Below are 1,496 nucleotides of genomic sequence, written 5' to 3'. Positions count from 1 at the left end.
GGGTGAAGACGAGGCTCAGCGGCATGCTCGTCACCGCGATCAGCACCGGAAGGTGCCCGCCCAGCTCGTCGGGCACGACGCCGGCCGTCGCCTCGGCCATCGCGCCGATCATGCCCGTCCCGCCGAGGACCCCGGTGAACACCCCCGCCGCGAAGATCATGCAGGTGACGAGCACGACGCTTTTGCTGTGCCGCTCCAGCAGCGCCTGCTGGTCCTCCCAGCGCGGCCGGTTGACGAGCAGCGCCGCCGCGAAGGCGAGCACGAACAGCACCGGCAGCGGCATCGTTTCGAGGACCAGCAGCACCAACAGGGCCACCGTCAACGCCAGGTTGAACAGGGTCAGCCCCCGCGCGGCCGTCACCCGGGGCGTCCCGGGACCGTCGCCGACCGGCTCCAGGACCCCGGCGCGCTCCCCGGGCTCCAGCTTCGCGAGCCGCCGCCGCTCCCGCCGCCCGAGGAGGTACGCGGCGCACAGCACCCACCCGATCCCCGCCCCCAGCGCGGGCAGCAGCGGCACCACGATGTCCGACGTGTCGAGCTTCAGCGAGGCCGCAGCCCGCGCCGTCGGCCCGCCCCACGGCACCAGGTTCATCACTCCGGCCCCCAGGCACACCACCCCGGCCAGCAGCAGCCGGCTCATCCCCAGCCGCCGGTACACCGGCAGCAGCGCCGACACCGTGATGAGGAACGTCGAGGCGCCGTCCCCGTCCAGCGCGACACAGATCGTGAGGACGGCCGTCCCGACCGCGATCCGTACGGGGTCGCCCTGCGCGGTCCTGAGGATGCCCCGGATCAACGGCTCGAACAGGCCGGAGTCCGTCATCAGACTGAAGTAGAGGACCGCGAACGCGATCATGATGCCGGTCGGCGCGACCTGCCCCAGCCCCTTCAGGGCCATCGGCCCGATGTCGCCCGCGTGCCCGCCGGCCAGCGCGGCGGCCGGCGGCAGCAGCACCAGGGCGACCAGGACCGACACCCGCCGGGTCGTCGTGAGGAGCAGGAAACAGCCGATGGTGCCGAAGCCCAGTGCCGCCAGCATGAGATCGCCCGTCTCTCGTCAGCCTTCTCGCCCGGCCCATGTCGCCGACGAGTGTCCGAGCACCGGAAGATCCGCGTCCAGCATCGAACACGGATCTGTCCATGCGTTTGACGCATCAGTTCCCCCGGGCGGCACTCCCGCCTACGCTCCCCGCCATGGACGTCACCCTCCGCCAGCTCGCCGCGTACGCCGCCGTCGCCCGCGCCGCGAGCTTCACCGCAGCGGCCGTCGAGACGCACGTCTCCCAGTCCTCCCTGAGCCGCGCGGTCGCCGACCTCGAACGGGCCCTGGATCTGAGGCTGCTGGAGCGCGACACCCGCAACGTACGGCTCACCCCGGCCGGTTCGGAACGCCTCGAAGACCGCCGGGAGTTCGCCCGGGGAGATGCCGATGCCCGTGTCGGTGACGGCGAACGCGATCATGTCCAACGGGGCCCGGGTCACCCGGAGTTCGACCC

2 protein-coding genes are annotated in these 1,496 nt (G+C 72.3%); one reads left to right on the top strand and one right to left on the bottom strand.

Features of this window, described 5'->3' with window-relative positions; translation table 11 throughout:
* The coding region (locus tag ACVNF4_RS35920; protein WP_461807021.1) for a citrate:proton symporter at positions 1–1,039 on the bottom strand (1,039 nt) is incomplete at its 3' end.
* Positions 1,040–1,194: 155 nt separating this feature from the next.
* Between ACVNF4_RS35920 and ACVNF4_RS35915 the strand changes: the two genes are divergently transcribed.
* On the top strand, positions 1,195–1,496 hold a 302-nt coding region (locus ACVNF4_RS35915; protein ID WP_461807020.1), incomplete at its 3' end, for a helix-turn-helix domain-containing protein.

This window comes from Streptomyces sp. S6, from assembly GCF_054880855.1.
The sequence above is the reverse complement of the archived record's forward strand: the minus strand, read 5'-3'. Positions and strand labels throughout refer to the sequence as shown.